The sequence below is a fragment of the Nonomuraea sp. NPDC023979 genome (assembly GCF_040639085.1).
Lineage (GTDB): Bacteria > Actinomycetota > Actinomycetes > Streptosporangiales > Streptosporangiaceae > Nonomuraea > Nonomuraea ceibae.
On record NZ_JBEZZG010000021.1, the window covers coordinates 81,947 to 95,131 of the forward strand.

Genomic DNA, 13,185 nt, shown 5'->3' on the forward strand with positions numbered 1-13,185 from the left:
TGCCGCTGGGGCTGCGGTGGCGAGCGCGAGGTGGCGGGCGCTGGGCGGTGGCTGCGGACGGTGAGCACGGGGTTGGTGTCGACCCGGCTGCGCAGGCCAGGGGGTGTCCACCGACAGGGTGCTGCCTGGGGAGCGCCGACTGGGGAGCGCCGACCGGCAGGGTGCGACCGGGGTGTACCGACCAAAGGGTGCGACCGGGAGGGTGCTGACCGGCATGGGGCGACCGGAGGCGCGACCGGCGTGCGCCGATGGGGAGGGGCGCGGTCGGGGGTGCGCCGACCGGGGGCCCGACCGGGGTGTGCTGGCGGGGAGGGGTGCGATTGGGGCGCGCCGACCGGGGAGGGTGCGAACGGGGTGTGCCGCCCGGAGAGGGGGGCGACCGTGGGGTGTGCCGACCGAGTGGGGGTGACCGGGGTGCTGCTGGGGTGTGGGTGGGGGATGGGGGTGCTGGGCGGCGGAAGTGTGGGGCGGGAGCCCCTAAGCTAGGTGGCATGCCGGAGTACATCTACACGCTGCAGCGCGTGCGCAAGGCGCATGGCGACAAGGTTGTCCTTGACGACGTCACGCTGTCGTTCCTGCCTGGAGCCAAGATCGGTGTCCTGGGGCCGAACGGCACCGGGAAGTCGACGCTGCTCCGGATGATGGCCGGCCTGGAGCAGCCGTCCAACGGTGAGGCCAAGCTGATGCCTGGGTTCACGGTGGGGATGCTCCAGCAGGAGCCGCCGCTGAACGAGGAGAAGACCGTCCTCGGCAACGTGCAGGAAGGCGTCGCGGAGACGGTGGCGATGCTCCAGCGCTACAACGACATCGCGGAGCAGATGGCCACCGACTACAGCGACGAGTTGCTGGAGGAGATGGGCAAGCTGCAGGAGCAGCTTGAGCACCGTAACGCGTGGGATCTCGACAGCCAGCTTGAGCAGGCGATGGACGCGCTGCGCTGTCCGCCGCCGGACGCCGAGGTGACGAAGCTGTCGGGTGGTGAGCGCCGCCGGGTCGCGCTGTGCAAGCTGCTGCTGGAGGCGCCTGACCTGCTGCTGCTCGACGAGCCCACCAACCACCTCGACGCGGAGAGCGTCCAGTGGCTGGAGTCGCACCTGGAGAAGTACGCGGGCACCGTGCTGGCCGTCACCCACGACCGCTACTTCCTCGACAACGTCGCCACCTGGATCCTGGAGCTCGACCGGGGCCGCGCCTACGCCTACGAGGGCAACTACTCCACCTACCTGGAGGCCAAGGCCCAGCGGCTCAAGGTCGAGGGTCAGAAGGACGTCAAGCGCAAGAAGCGCCTGGAGGACGAGCTGGAGTGGGTTCGTTCGAACCCGAAGGCCCGCCAGACGAAGAGCAAGGCCCGTCTCCAGCGCTACGAGGAGATGGCGGCCGAGGCGGACAAGCACCGCAAGCTGGACTTCGAGGAGATCCAGATCCCGCCGGGCCCGCGTCTGGGCACCACGGTGATCAAGTCGGACGATCTCACCAAGGGCTTCGGCGACCGGCTGCTCATGGAGGGCCTGACGTTCGACCTGCCGCGTAATGGCATCGTCGGCATCATCGGCCCCAACGGCGTCGGCAAGACGACGCTGTTCCGCATGATCACGGGCAGCGAGACGCCTGACAGCGGGTCGATCGTCGTCGGCGACACCGTCAAGATCTCGTACGCGGACCAGAGCCGGGGCGGCATCGACCCGGCCAAGAACGTGTGGGAGGTCGTCTCCGACGGGCTCGACCACATCAAGGTCGGCAACGTCGAGATGCCGTCGCGCGCCTACATCGCCGCGTTCGGCTTCAAGGGGCCTGACCAGCAGAAGAAGGCCGGCGTCCTGTCGGGCGGCGAGCGCAACCGGCTCAACCTGGCGCTGACCCTCAAGCAGGGCGGCAACGTGCTGCTGCTGGACGAGCCCACCAACGACCTCGACACGGAGACGCTGTCGTCGCTGGAGAACGCGCTGCTGGAGTTCCCGGGCTGCGCGGTCATCACCTCTCACGACCGGTGGTTCCTCGATCGGATCGCGACCCACATCCTGGCGTGGGAGGAGGGGTCCAACTGGTTCTGGTTCGAGGGCAACTTTGCCGACTACGAGAAGAACAAGATCGAGCGCCTCGGCGCCGACGCGGCCCGTCCGCATCGGGTGACGTATCGGAAGCTGCACCGCGACTGATCGGCTGACGGCTGGCATTGCGCCGCACGGCAGGTTCGTAAAGGGCCTGCCGTGCGGCGTTTTCGCGTTCGGCCAGGGGTGGGCCGGTCGGCAGGACGGCAGACCGGTTCGTGCCGGATCACCGGGGCATGACTAGAATACAGTTCTAGGATTGGCCCGAAGGGAGTCCGCATGGAGCTGGAGCTCGACGGTATCGAGATCGCGTTCGACCACACGGCGGTGGCCGCCCCCCGCATCAGGGACCTGCTGCCCATCTACCGCGACCTGCTGGGCGGCCGGCATCTGGGCGGCGGAGGTGACAACCGGGTGGCCGGTTACCGCACCTTCCAGCTGACCTACGCCAACGGCAGCAAGGTCGAGCTGATGGAGCCGCTGGCCGGGTCCACGTTCTTCGACAGCTTCTTCGAGCTCACCCGAGGCCGGGGCGGCGTGCACCACCTGAACTTCCACGTCAGCGACCTCGACGCGGCGGTGGCCCGGCTGACCGAGCGGGGCTACCGGCTGCACGGCCTGAACGTGTCCGACCCCCGCTGGCGGGAGGTGTTCCTGCATCCGAAGGAGGCGCACGGGGTGCTCATCCAGCTCGCCCAGCCGGGACCGCGCGAGCCGGGCGAGCCCCGGCCGTCGCTGGAGGAGGTGCTGGCCGGCAACGGCAGGAACGGCAACGGCATCCCCAGCCCTTGAGCGTGCGCTGGGCGGGTGCCAGGCTCTTGAGTCTGAGTAGAACTAAAATCTAGAATAGGGTTCTAAATCCGACGAGATTGGGGACCCCATGAAGGCGGTACCGAAGCCGACTCCGGACACCCAGCCGTTCTGGGACGGCACGGCGGCCGGGGAGCTCAGGATCCAGCGCTGCCGGACCTGCGAACGGCACTACTTCTACCCCCGCCCGAGCTGCCCCCACTGCGGCTCGGGCGCCGTCGAGTGGGTGCGGGCCAGCGGCCGGGCCAGCCTCTACTCCTACGTGATCAACCACCGCCCGGCCCCCGGCTTCGAGGAGGGCGGCCCGTACGCGATCGCGGTGGTGGAGCTGGAGGAGGGGGTGCGGATGATGACCAACATTGTCAACACCGAGATCACCCCCGAGAACCTGCCGCTCGACCTGGCCCTGAAAGTCGTCTTCGAGCGGCGCGGCGACGTGCACGTGCCGCTGTTCGAGCCCGCCGGAGGCGCCGCGTGAGCACCGAGGGCATCGTCATCGCCGGCGCCGCCGAGACCGACGAGGTCGGGCGGCTGCCGCAGCACTCCACGCTGTCCCTGCACCTGGAGGCGGCCCGCAACGCGCTGGCCGACGCGGGCATGACCAAGGACGACATCGACGGCATCGCCACCGTCGGCACGCCCGGCCCGATCCAGGTGGCGCACGCGCTCGGGATCACGCCGTCGTGGCTGGACGGCACGGGCGTGGGCGGCTCGTCGTTCCTGTTCCACGTACGGCACGCGGCGGCGGCCATCCGGGCGGGCCTGTGCACCACGGTGCTGATCACGCACGGCGAGTCCGGCAGGTCGCGGGTCGGGGCGGGCAGGTTCGGGCTGGGCGCGGACTCGCTGATGGGCCAGTTCGAGCTGCCGTACGGGGTGGTGGGGCCGCCGTCGACGTTCACGTTGACGGCGTTGCGCTACATGAAGGAGACCGGGCTCACCCACGAGCAGCTCGCCGAGGTGGCGGTGGCGCAGCGGCGCTGGGCGCACCTGAACCCGCGGGCGATGTACCGGGACCTGATCACCGTGGACGACGTGCTGGCCTCGCGGCTGGTCGCCTACCCGTTCCACCTGCTGGAGTGCTGCCTGGTGACCGACGGGGGTGGGGCGCTGGTCGTCACTTCGCGGGAGCGGTCGCGGCGTGACCCGGTGCACCTGCTGGGCGCCGGTGAGGCGATGGACGCGCCGATGATCTCCCAGATGGAGGACTTCACCACGTCGAAGGGGTTCCGGCTGTCGGGCGAGGCGGCGTTCGCCGAGGCGGGCATCTCGCACGACGACGTGGACCATCTGATGGTGTACGACGCCTTCGCGCACGTGCCGATCTACGGACTGGAGGATCTCGGGTTCGTCAAGCGGGGCGAGGCGGGCGCGTTCATCGCGGAGGGGCACACCTCGCCGGGCGGGAGGCTCCCGCTCAACACGAACGGCGGCGGCCTGTCGTACACCCATACCGGGATGTACGGGATGTTCGCCATCCAGGAGGCGGTCAGGCAGTTGCGCGGCGAGGCGGCGGCGCAGGTGCCGGGTGTGGAGGTGAGCGTGGTGCTGGGCAACGGCGGCATGTTCGCCTCGGCGGCGACGCTGGTGCTGGCCAACCGCTTGCCCTGATCCGCTGGCCGGGCATCGATCTTTCGTTCACGATGGGGGCGCGGATCCCCCATCACACGGAAGGTCGATGCCATGCGTGCACGCGCGTGGGCGGTGCTGGTCGCCGCCCTCCTGATGGCCCTGCCCGTGACCACCCCGGCGGCGGCGCAGGCGGAGGTGAGGTTCCACGCCGACTCCGGTGACTCCTGCCCGCACGGGGTCACCGGAGGCGTGCTGGACTGGCTGGAGGGCCCGGTGGTCAAGCCGACCGTGCGCGTCGAGGGCACCCTGTCCGACAGCGGGCCGCTGTCGTGGTGCACCGCGGACGGCCTGTACTCCCGGGCCACGTTCACCGCCTACGACGGCGCCGCCGTGGTCGACACCGAGTCGGTGAAGGCCGACGACGGCGAGGCCTCGTTCACCTTCGAGCTGGCCGACCCGGCCGGGGTCGCCGGGATCGACCAGGTGGTGGTGCGCGTGTGCCGCTTCAGCAACACGCCGATCGGGATCAGCTACTGCGGCCCCGCCGCTGCGTACCAGATGCCCTGAGGCCGGGCTCGGCGCCGTCACTCGCCGATGGCGCCGAGCCGGGCGTGGCCCTTGAGCAGGTTGCGGGCGATGGTGCGGCGCTGAATCTCGTCGGTGCCCTCGAAGATGCGCAGCAGCCGCAGCTCCCGGTACCACCGCTCGATCGGCAGCTCCTTGGTGTAGCCCATGCCGCCGTGGATCTGCAGCACCCGGTCGACGACCTGGTTGGCCATCACGGCCCCGTTGAGCTTGGCGATCGAGGAGGCGTGCCGGGCGTCCATGCCCTCCTGCACCCGCCAGGCGGCGTACAGCGTGAGCCACTTGGCCGCCTCGATCTCCACCTGCGAGTCGGCGATCATCCACTGGATCGCCTGATACTCGGAGATCGCCTGCCCCATCGACTTGCGGATCTTGGCGTAGTCCACGGCCATGCCCAGCATGCGCTCGGCCGAGCCGATGGCCCGCGCCGGGATCATGTACCGGCCCTGCCCGATCCACTGCATGGCCAGCTCGAACCCCTTGCCGAGCTCGCCCAGGACGTTCTCCTCCGGCACCCGTACGTCCTCGAACACCAGGGAGGCGGGACCCCATTCGCCCATGGTCGGGATCGGCTCGGACTTCCAGCCCATGTCGCGGTCGACCAGGAAGCACGTCACCCCGTACGGCTCGGCCACGGCGAAGACCATGACGAAGTCGGCCTCGCTGCCGCCGGTGATGAACGTCTTCTCGCCGCTGATCAGCCATTCGGAGCCGTCGCGCACGGCGCGGGTGCGGATGTTGCGGGCGTCGGAGCCGGCGCCGGGTTCGGTGATGGCGAAGCAGGAGCGCCGCTCGCCCTCGATGGTGGGGATGAGGTAGCGCCGTTTCTGCTCCTCGTTGCCCGCGTAGAGGATGTTGTCGGCGCTGCCGCCGAAGCTGAACGGCACGAACGTCCGGCCGAGCTCCATCGCGATGATGGCGGACATGATCGGCCCGAGCGCGGCCCCGCCGTACTCCTCGGGCGTGTTGATGCCCCAGAAGCCCATCCGCTTGGCCTTGAGCCGCAGCTCGCGCAGCACGTCGGCGGGGACTCCCGGCAGGCCGGCGCGTTCGTTGCGCAGCACCTCCGGCTCCAGCGGCATGACCTCCTTCTCGACGAACGCCCGCACGGTGTCCCTGATCTGCCGTTCCTCGGTGCTGAGCGAGAAGTCCACGCCGCCTCCACATTTCTAGAACCGTCCTCTAGGAAGAGGTTCCAACGCCGGTCCGCGACGTGTCAAGAACATGATTCTAGAATTCGACGGAGTACGATGTCCTCCATGGCACGCAAGTCCTCCTGGGAGTGGAGCCGCACCGCCCAGACGCGCAAGAGCATGCTGCAGGCGGCGCGCGAGGTGTTCGGCGAGCACGGCTTCGCCGAGGCCAGCGTCTCGGAGGTGGTGGCCCGCGCCGGATCCAGCGTCGGCAGCCTCTACCACCACTTCGGCGGCAAGACCGAGCTGTTCCTGGCCCTCTACGAGGACCACCAGGCCGCCCACGAGCAGGCGTCGGCCACCAGCGTGTCGCGGGCCAAGCAGTCGGGCGTCTCCGACCCGGTCGAGCTGCTCATCGCCGGCGCCCGCGCCTACCTCGACGGCGCCTGGGAGCGCCGCGACCTGGTCAGGCTCTTCATCGACGGCGACGGCCCGCCCGGCTTCGAGCTGATCCGCCGCACCCGGGGCCGCGAGTGGGTGCGGCAGAACGCCGTGCTGCTCGGCGCCGGCGGCGACCCGCTCGACAGGTTCACGGTCGCGGTGCTGACCAGCATCATCGGCGAGGCCGCCCGCGAGGTCGCCACCAGCGACACCGAGGAGGAGGCGCGCGAGGTGGCCGAGGCGGCGATGGCCCTCATCCGCCGCCTCGACCCGCTCAAGCCCCTGAGCTGACCCCGGGCCTGATCACGGGGCTGATCACGGGCTGATCACTGCACGGCCCCGGTCGATCACCACGGTCCCGTCGTCCTTCGCCGTGCGGAACAGCACGGCGGGCCCGTCCACCCAGATCGACACCGTCAGCGACTCCCCGGGCAGGACCGGGCTGCTGAACCGCCCCGACATGGCGCGGAACCGCGCCGGGTCCGAGCCCGCCACCGCGTGCAGCAGCGCCCGCCCGGTGATCCCGTACGTGCACAGCCCGTGCAGGATCGGCCGGTCGAACCCGGCCCGCGCGGCGAACTCCGGGTCGGAGTGCAGCGGGTTGTAGTCGCCCGACAGCCGGTAGAGCAGCGCCTGGTCGGGCCGCGTCGGGTAGGTCACCTTGTGGTCGGGCGCCCGGTCCGGCGCCGCCCACTCCTCGCGGGGCCCGCGCTCGCCGCCGAAGCCGCCCTCGCCCCTGATGAAGACGGCGCTGCGGCTGGTGACGACCGGCTCGCCGCTGCCGGGGTCGACGGCCAGCGCCTCGGTGGTGACCAGCGCGCCCGACCCCTTGTCGTAGATGCCGGTGACCTTCGACGTCGTCCGCACCGCGCCCGCCGCCGGGAGCTCGCGGTGCAGCTCGAAGGACTGCTCGGCGTGGACGAGCATGGCCGGGTCGTAGTCGCCGAGCCGCCGCCCTGGCGCCTGGGCCGCGAGCACCGCGAACGTGGGCAGCACCCGCTGGCCCTTCTCGGTGGCGAAGGCCGGCTCGCCGGTGCCCGCGCCGACGCCGAGCGCGTACAGCATGGTGTCCTTGGCGGTCCACCTCCGCTCGCAGGGCTCGCCCTCGACGCCGACGACGGAGTGGTCGAGCGGCATGTCAGGCCTCCCGTCCGGGGATCTGGCCGTTGGTCAGCGCGTTCGGCGCCGCCTTGTCGACCAGCGCCGGGATGACCGCGCCGAGCTCGGCCGGGTCCCAGCGGCCGCCCTTGTCCACGGCCGGGCCGGCGTGCCAGCCCTCGGCCACGCTGATCACCCCGGCGCGCACGTTGAACACCCGGCCGGTGATGCCGCGCGCCTCCGCGCTCGACAGCCACACGACCAGCGGCGCGATGTCGTCGGCGTCGGCGTTCGCGCCGCTCGGGATGAGGCCCTCGGTCATGCGGGTCAGCGCGGCGGGCGCGATCGCGTTCACCGTGACGCCGTAGCGCTCCAGTTCCCTGGCGGCGATCACGGTCAGCCCGGCGATGCCCGCCTTGGCCGCGCCGTAGTTGCCCTGGCCGGGGTTGCCGTAGATGCCGGAGGACGAGGTGGTGTTGATGATCCGGGCGTCGACCGCCTCGCCCGCCTTGGCCTTGCCCCGCCAGTAGGCGGCCGCGTGCCGCAGCGGCGCGAACGTGCCGCGCAGGTGGACCCGGATGACCGCGTCCCACTCCTCGGCCGACATGTTGACCAGCATCCGGTCGCGCAGGATGCCGGCGTTGTTGACCAGCACGTGCAGGTCGCCGAAGCGCTCGATCGCGGCCCGGACCAGCCGTTCGGCGCCGTCGAAGTCCGAGACGTCCTCGCCGTTGACGATCGCCTCCCCGCCCAGGGCCTCGATCTCGGCGACGACCTCGGCGGCGGCGCCGGACGAGCCGGTCCCGTCCACCTCGGCGCCCAGGTCGTTGACCACCACCTTGGCCCCCTGCCTGGCGAACTCCAGCGCGTGGCCGCGCCCGATGCCCCTGGCCGCGCCCGTGACGATCACCACGCGGCCGTCGACGATCCCGCTCATGTGTCTCCTCGCTCCTTCGCAGACGATGCGAACAAAATTCTAGTAACCAAATCTAGAAATGGTAGGCCCAGGCCACGACGGACCTCACGCACCGACCCGGTAGCGTTTGTCCCGTGGTTCAACACTCCCTCGCACAGCGGCACGTCTTCCTTCGCATGGTGAGATTCGCGGACATCGACTCCCAAGGACATGTGAACAATGTCCGCTTCCTCGACTACCTGGAGGACGCCCGCTGGGGAATGTTGCACGTCGACCCGTTCAAGGCGGGCGAGGTGCCGTTCAAGGGCCTGGTCGTGTCCCGCCACGAGATCGACTACCGCCGCCCGCTCGGCTACCGCGCCGAGCCCGTCCGCGTCGAGACCTGGGTCACCGAGATCCGGCCGGTCCGCTTCACGCTCAGCTACGAGATCCGCGACGACGACGACCTGTACGTGACCGCGAGCTCGGTGCTCGTCGCCTACGACGTGGAGCGCGAGGCCCCGCGCCGGCTCACCGCCGACGAGCTGGCCTACCTCAAGCGCTTCGCTTGAGCGAGCCGACCCCGCGGCGCTGGCTGATGCTGGCCCTGGGGGTCAACGCGCACGCCGGCGTCACCCTGGGCCTGTCCGGGCTGCCCCTGGTCATCCCGGACATCCAACGCCACTTCGGCGTCTCCCTGCCGGTCGCCGGCATCATCGGCAACGCGCCGGGCATCGGCGTGCTGTTCGCGCTGGTGGCCTGGGGCTGGCTGGCCGACCGGCACGGCGAGCGGCTGGTCCTGGGCGTCGGCGTCGGGCTGGCCGGGCTGCTGTTCGCCGCCGTCTCACTCGCCGAGCGGACCTGGGCCGTGGTCGTGCTGCTCGCGCTGGCCGGCGCCGCGGGCTGCGCCGCCCTGGTCGGCGGCGGGCGGATCGTGCTGGGCTGGTTCGAGCCGCCCGAACGCGGCGTCGCCATGGGCGTGCGCCAGGTGTCCTACACGCTCGGCATGGCCGTCGCCGCGTTCCTGCTGCCGCCCGTGGCGCGGGCCCACGGGATCTCCGGCGTCCTCATGGTCTGCGCGGGCGTGTGCCTGCTGGCCGCCGTCCTGGCCGCGCTCTTCCTGGCCGAGCCGCCGCACGCCCGCACCCGGGTCGTCGCCGCGCCCCCCGGCTCCCCGTACAGCCGGCCCGCGCTCTGGCGCGTGCACGCCACCAGCGCGCTGCACGCGGTGCCCCAGGTGATCGTCGGCACCTACGGCGTGGCCTGCCTGGTCAACCTGTACGGGTGGGGCGGGGTGGACGCCGGGTGGCTGTTCGGCTTCGCGGCCATCGGCGGCGCGATCACCAGGGTCGCCGTCGGCCGCTGGTCCGACGTGAGCGGGTTGCGCATGGCCCCGCTGCGGCTGCTCACCTACGCCACGGTCGCCGTGCTGGCCCTGCTGGTCCCGGCCACGCTCACCGGGTCCTGGCTGGGCTCGGCCGCGCTGGCCGCGGGCGCGGTGATCACCGTCGCGGGCAACGGGCTCGCCTACCTCAAGGCGGGCGAGCTCGCCGGGCCCGCGGCGGCCGGCCGCGTGCTGGGCCTGCACAACACCGTCCAGAACGTGGTCCTGCTGGCCGTGGCGCCGCTGGCCGGACTGCTGATCACCAGCTCCGGCTACTGGGCGGCCTTCGCGGCCGGCCTCGCGTGCGCGCTGCTCTCCATCCCGGTCATCCCGGTACGCGACGAGAAGAGGGAAACTAGCTGACCTGGCGCTGCAGCCACACCGCGTGATCCGGAGGCAGCAGGCCGCCCTCGACCGGGCCGGTGGCCAGCAGCACGTTCTCGTGGGGCGGCAGCCGTACCGGACGGGTGCCGCAGTTGAGCGCGCACACCAGCGGCCCGCGCGCGAACACCAGCGCGTCCTCGTCCGAGGCGAGCCACTCCAGCTCGTACGGGATCGTGCGGACCAGCTCGCGGCGGCAGGCCAGGGCGCGCCGGTAGAACTCCAGCGTCGAGCCCGGGTCGCCGGTCTGGCTCGCCACGCTGAGCGCCGCGAACGAGCCGGGCTGCGGCAGCCACGGCGTCACGCCCTCGGGCGAGAACCCGAAGGAGTCGCCGCCGGGGGACCAGGGCATCGGCACCCGGCAGCCGTCCCGGCCCGGCAGCTTGCCCTCCGACTGGATGAACACCGGGTCCTGCCGCGCCTCCGGTGGAATGTCCTGTACCTGGGGGAGGCCCAGTTCCTCCCCCTGGTAGAGATATGCCGACCCGGGCAGCGCAAGCATGGCGAGCAATGCAGCTTTCGCCCGGGAAAGTCCGGTCCCGGGGTCGGCGGTCTCGTACCGGGTGACGTGCCGCACGACGTCATGGTTGGACAGCACCCAGGTGGCGAACGGCACCGTCGCCAGCGTCTCGTCGATGACCTTCCGGAACGCCGTCGCCGACCAGGGCGCCTGGAGCCAGGCGAAGTTGAAGCTCTGCTGCAGCTCGTCCGGCCGCACGTACAGCGCCAGATCCTCCAGGGTGTCGGTCCACACCTCGCCCACGGCCATCCGCTCGCCCGGGTAGCTGTCGAGCAGCTCGCGCCACTCCCGGTAGACGCCGTGCACCTCCGGCTGCCCCCACACCGGCGAGTCCGACATGAACGACTGGTCCTCGACGTCCGGCAGCCCCTCGGCCTTGAACAGCCCCATCGCCACGTCGATGCGGAACCCGTCGACGCCCCGGTCCAGCCAGAACCGCAGGATGTCCAGGAACTCCGCGCGCACCTCGGGGTTGCGCCAGTTGAAGTCGGGCTGTCCCGGGGCGAACAGGTGCAGGTACCAGCTCCCGTCCGGCAACCGCGTCCACGCCGGGCCGCTGAAGGTCGACTGCCAGTTGTTGGGCCGGTCGCGGAAGATGTAGCGGTCGCGGCCCTCGCCGCGCCGCGCCGCCTGGAACCACGGGTGCGCCTCGGAGCTGTGGTTGGGCACGATGTCGACCAGCACCCGCAGCCCGAGCGCGTGCGCGTCGGCCACCAGCGCGTCGAAGTCGGCCAGCGAGCCGAACAGCGGATCGACGTCGCGGTAGTCGGCCACGTCGTAGCCGCCGTCGGCCATGGGGGAGGTGTAGAAGGGGGTGAGCCAGACGGCGTCGACGCCCAGCTCCTTCAGATGGGTCAGGCGCTCGCGCGCGCCGGCCAGATCGCCGACGCCGTCTCCCGAGGCGTCGGCGAAGCTGCGAACGTAGATCTCATAGACGACGGCGTCGCGCCACCAGGGGATGTCCATGTGGCGTGTCATGCCCGTTATGCAGGGGAGTTCACCAAGCTCTGCGCCGCGTACACGAGGTAGTCCCACAGGCGCTTGTCCTGGTCCTCGGGCAGCTCCAGCGAGTCGACGGCGTCGCGCATGTGCTTGAGCCACGCGTCACGCTCGGCCTCGCCGATCACGAACGGCACGTGCCGCATCCGCAGCCGGGGGTGGCCGCGCTGCTGGCTGTAGGTGTTGGGGCCGCCCCAGTACTGGATCAGGAAGCCGCGCAGCCGGTCTTCGGCGCCCGTGAGGTCTTCCTCCGGGTAGAGCGGGCGCAGCAGCGGGTCGTCGGCCACCCCTTCGTAGAAACGGTGGACGAGACGCCGGAACGTCTCCTCACCCCCGACGGCCTCATAGAAGGAGATCTCAGTCACGTCTCCAGCCTATGCGTTGGGGACCATGGCGATGCCCGCGGAGTCGAGCGCCGCCTTCACCCGCACCCTCAGCTCACGCGCCACCGGAGCCTGCTGCGCGGGCAGCGTCTTGGCCGCCAGGCGGAAGACCAGCATGCTGTCGGAGAGCTGCTCCACGCCGAACACCTCCGGCGGCTCCACGATCTTCGACTCGCGGAACTCGGAGTCGGCCCAGATCTCCTCGGCCACCTGCTCCAGGATCAGCCGGACGGTGGTGATGTCGCTGTCGTAGCCGACCGGGACGTCCATGTAGGCGCGCGACCAGCCCTGCGACTCGTTGCCGACGCGGGTGATGGTGCCGTTGCGTACGTACCAGACCCGGCCGTCGGCGTCGCGCAGCCGGGTCACGCGCAGGGTGACCGCCTCGACCGTGCCCACCGCGGCGCCCGCGTCGATCACGTCGCCGACCCCGTACTGGTCCTCCAGCAGCATGAACATGCCGGCGATGAAGTCCTTGACCAGCTCCTGGGCGCCGAAGCCGATGGCCACGCCGAGGATGCCGACGCTGGTGAGCAGCGGCGCGATGGGGATCGTCAGCCGGTCGAGCACGGTCAGCACCGTGGTGCCGAGGATCACGATGGTGGCGACGTGCTTGAGCACCGAGCCCATCGTCTCGGCGCGCTGCCTGCGGCGCTCGTGCAGCAGGGCGTCGATGCCCTCGGGCGCGGGGCCGCGCCGGAAGCGGCTGGCCAGCGAGCTGCGGGTGGCGGCGCGGTTGACGACCCTGGTGATCAGCCGGTGCGCGATGTTGCGGATCACGAAGCCGATGATCAGGATCAGCGCGATCGTGATCGCGCTGGCCACGAACGGGGCCCAGGTCGCGTTCTGGAACCAGCCGACCAGGGCCTTGCAGAGGAACGTGTCCGCGTTGCAGATGTCCGCCATCTGGCTGCCTACCTTGTCCAAATCGGGCAG

14 protein-coding genes are annotated in these 13,185 nt (G+C 71.0%); 8 read left to right on the plus strand and 6 right to left on the minus strand.

The features are described 5' to 3' along the window. Positions 1-491 precede the first annotated feature (491 nt). The 5 genes from ettA (at position 492) to AB0G11_RS30825 (ending at position 4,997) form a co-directional block, all read left to right on the plus strand. Positions 492-2,156 carry an energy-dependent translational throttle protein EttA gene (ettA, locus tag AB0G11_RS30805; protein WP_219503938.1) on the plus strand — a complete coding sequence of 555 codons (1,665 nt, stop codon included), beginning with the start codon at positions 492-494 and terminating at the stop codon, positions 2,154-2,156. Positions 2,157-2,327: 171 nt separating this feature from the next. After that, the gene (locus AB0G11_RS30810; protein WP_219503955.1) at positions 2,328-2,840 is read left to right on the plus strand and encodes a VOC family protein; all 513 of its coding nucleotides are present in this window, start codon (positions 2,328-2,330) and stop codon (positions 2,838-2,840) included. Between the two features lie 88 nt (positions 2,841-2,928). Next, positions 2,929-3,336, plus strand: a complete 408-nt coding sequence (locus AB0G11_RS30815) for a Zn-ribbon domain-containing OB-fold protein (RefSeq protein WP_357590128.1) — start codon at positions 2,929-2,931, stop codon at positions 3,334-3,336. After that, on the plus strand, positions 3,333-4,469 hold the full coding sequence (locus AB0G11_RS30820) for a thiolase (RefSeq protein ID WP_308125711.1): 1,137 nt from the start codon (positions 3,333-3,335) through the stop codon (positions 4,467-4,469). The genes AB0G11_RS30815 and AB0G11_RS30820 overlap by 4 nt, the downstream gene beginning before the upstream one ends. Before the next feature lie 72 nt (positions 4,470-4,541). After that, the gene (locus tag AB0G11_RS30825) at positions 4,542-4,997 is read left to right on the plus strand and encodes a hypothetical protein (RefSeq protein WP_357590130.1); all 456 of its coding nucleotides are present in this window, start codon (positions 4,542-4,544) and stop codon (positions 4,995-4,997) included. Positions 4,998-5,014: 17 nt separating this feature from the next. Here AB0G11_RS30825 and AB0G11_RS30830 read toward each other — a convergent pair whose 3' ends face one another. Beyond that, on the minus strand, positions 5,015-6,169 hold the full coding sequence (locus AB0G11_RS30830; protein ID WP_219503961.1) for an acyl-CoA dehydrogenase family protein: 1,155 nt from the start codon (positions 6,167-6,169) through the stop codon (positions 5,015-5,017). 105 nt (positions 6,170-6,274) lie between these two features. On the opposite strand from AB0G11_RS30830, the gene AB0G11_RS30835 reads away from it, so the two are divergent. After that, positions 6,275-6,880, plus strand: a complete 606-nt coding sequence (locus tag AB0G11_RS30835; protein WP_219503963.1) for a TetR/AcrR family transcriptional regulator — start codon at positions 6,275-6,277, stop codon at positions 6,878-6,880. A gap of 24 nt (positions 6,881-6,904) precedes the next feature. Here the strand turns inward: AB0G11_RS30835 and AB0G11_RS30840 are convergent, their stop codons facing one another. Then, entirely contained in the window at positions 6,905-7,726 is an 822-nt protein-coding gene (locus AB0G11_RS30840) for a MaoC/PaaZ C-terminal domain-containing protein (RefSeq protein WP_357590132.1), read from the minus strand. Position 7,727: 1 nt separating this feature from the next. Further along, complete coding sequence (locus AB0G11_RS30845) at positions 7,728-8,624, minus strand: SDR family oxidoreductase (RefSeq protein WP_219503968.1); 897 nt, start codon at positions 8,622-8,624, stop codon at positions 7,728-7,730. A gap of 155 nt (positions 8,625-8,779) precedes the next feature. On the opposite strand from AB0G11_RS30845, the gene AB0G11_RS30850 reads away from it, so the two are divergent. Together AB0G11_RS30850 and AB0G11_RS30855 are read left to right on the plus strand one after the other, a co-directional pair. Beyond that, positions 8,780-9,154, plus strand: a complete 375-nt coding sequence (locus AB0G11_RS30850; protein ID WP_219503980.1) for a thioesterase family protein — start codon at positions 8,780-8,782, stop codon at positions 9,152-9,154. Next, positions 9,151-10,329, plus strand: coding sequence for an MFS transporter (locus AB0G11_RS30855; RefSeq protein WP_357590134.1), 1,179 nt, complete (start codon positions 9,151-9,153; stop codon positions 10,327-10,329). The genes AB0G11_RS30850 and AB0G11_RS30855 overlap by 4 nt, the downstream gene beginning before the upstream one ends. On the opposite strand, the gene AB0G11_RS30860 is transcribed toward AB0G11_RS30855, so the two are convergent. The 3 genes from AB0G11_RS30860 to AB0G11_RS30870 are packed head-to-tail and all read right to left on the minus strand — an operon-like array spanning position 10,322 to position 13,155. Continuing rightward, positions 10,322-11,845 (minus strand): alpha-amylase family glycosyl hydrolase, encoded by a 1,524-nt coding sequence (locus AB0G11_RS30860; RefSeq protein ID WP_357590136.1) that lies wholly within the window; start codon positions 11,843-11,845, stop codon positions 10,322-10,324. The two genes, AB0G11_RS30855 and AB0G11_RS30860, sit on opposite strands and share 8 nt — an antisense overlap. Before the next feature lie 5 nt (positions 11,846-11,850). Beyond that, positions 11,851-12,231 carry a globin gene (locus AB0G11_RS30865; protein ID WP_308125712.1) on the minus strand — a complete coding sequence of 127 codons (381 nt, stop codon included), beginning with the start codon at positions 12,229-12,231 and terminating at the stop codon, positions 11,851-11,853. A gap of 9 nt (positions 12,232-12,240) precedes the next feature. Beyond that, complete coding sequence (locus tag AB0G11_RS30870; RefSeq protein WP_219503983.1) at positions 12,241-13,155, minus strand: mechanosensitive ion channel family protein; 915 nt, start codon at positions 13,153-13,155, stop codon at positions 12,241-12,243. Positions 13,156-13,185: the final 30 nt, after the last annotated feature.

Excerpts from the sequence above, each read along its gene's own strand:
- AB0G11_RS30850 (WP_219503980.1), top strand. The coding sequence starts at position 8,780 with ATGGTGAGATTCGCGGACATCGACTCCCAAGGACATGTGAACAATGTC.
- AB0G11_RS30825 (WP_357590130.1), top strand. The coding sequence starts at position 4,542 with ATGCGTGCACGCGCGTGGGCGGTGCTGGTCGCCGCCCTCCTGATGGCC.
- AB0G11_RS30870 (WP_219503983.1), bottom strand. The coding sequence starts at position 13,155 with ATGGCGGACATCTGCAACGCGGACACGTTCCTCTGCAAGGCCCTGGTC.
- ettA (WP_219503938.1), top strand. The coding sequence starts at position 492 with ATGCCGGAGTACATCTACACGCTGCAGCGCGTGCGCAAGGCGCATGGC.
- AB0G11_RS30810 (WP_219503955.1), top strand. The coding sequence starts at position 2,328 with ATGGAGCTGGAGCTCGACGGTATCGAGATCGCGTTCGACCACACGGCG.
- AB0G11_RS30840 (WP_357590132.1), bottom strand. The coding sequence starts at position 7,726 with ATGCCGCTCGACCACTCCGTCGTCGGCGTCGAGGGCGAGCCCTGCGAG.
- AB0G11_RS30835 (WP_219503963.1), top strand. The coding sequence starts at position 6,275 with ATGGCACGCAAGTCCTCCTGGGAGTGGAGCCGCACCGCCCAGACGCGC.
- AB0G11_RS30845 (WP_219503968.1), bottom strand. The coding sequence starts at position 8,624 with ATGAGCGGGATCGTCGACGGCCGCGTGGTGATCGTCACGGGCGCGGCC.
- AB0G11_RS30815 (WP_357590128.1), top strand. The coding sequence starts at position 2,929 with ATGAAGGCGGTACCGAAGCCGACTCCGGACACCCAGCCGTTCTGGGAC.
- AB0G11_RS30860 (WP_357590136.1), bottom strand. The coding sequence starts at position 11,845 with ATGACACGCCACATGGACATCCCCTGGTGGCGCGACGCCGTCGTCTAT.